The organism is Bacillus hominis (assembly GCF_018332515.1).
In the GTDB taxonomy this organism is placed as follows: Bacteria; Bacillota; Bacilli; order Bacillales; family Bacillaceae_G; genus Bacillus_A; species Bacillus_A hominis.
The window spans coordinates 1-600 of the sequence record NZ_BOQD01000567.1 but is presented as its reverse complement, the minus strand read 5'-3'; the positions used below and the strand labels follow the sequence as shown (position 1 = coordinate 600).

1 protein-coding gene is annotated in these 600 nt (G+C 30.5%); it reads left to right on the top strand.

Annotated elements, in window-relative coordinates; translation table 11 throughout:
* The coding region (locus tag KI356_RS27380) for a CBS domain-containing protein (protein ID WP_212937028.1) at nucleotides 1-478 on the top strand (478 nt) is incomplete at its 5' end.
* Between the last annotated feature and the right edge of the window lie 122 nt (nucleotides 479-600).

Sequence of the window (600 nt, the reverse complement as noted above, 5' to 3'; positions counted from 1 at the left end):
AGAATATAAAGGTTCACTTGAAGATAATGTATTACAATTATTGAACGATAAGAATGGGTACGTGAGAGAAGACTCTTCCTTCTTTAAAGTATTTTTTACAATTAAAAAACTACCGTATTTATCAGTAGTTGATGAAAAAGGGGTCTTCCTTGGTATTTTAACTCATAAAAAAGTTTTTGAACTATTAGAAGATGCATGGGGAGTCCATTCTAGTAAATATTCTGTCATGATTGGAACACAAGATTATAATGGAGCCATTCAAAAATTATCGACAGTGCTAAAGAAATACACTGGTATTCAAAGCTTAATGACTTTTGATAATGATGCTTTATTAGTACGTAGAATTATGTTTACATTGGGAGAAGAGTTTGAAGATAGTGAATTAGAAACATTGCTAAAGGATTTAGAAGATCACGGATTTAGAGTTGTGTATGTAGAAGAGATGAATAATCCACGTGAAGTGGAAACAATAGAGTAACATGCAAAAGCCATCTAATGATGTTGGATGGCTTTTGCTATGTTATCTACATAAAGTTATTTCGAGATAATAAATTAAAAATGGTGTACTGACGGAATGAAATTTGTGTAAAAGAATAAAAA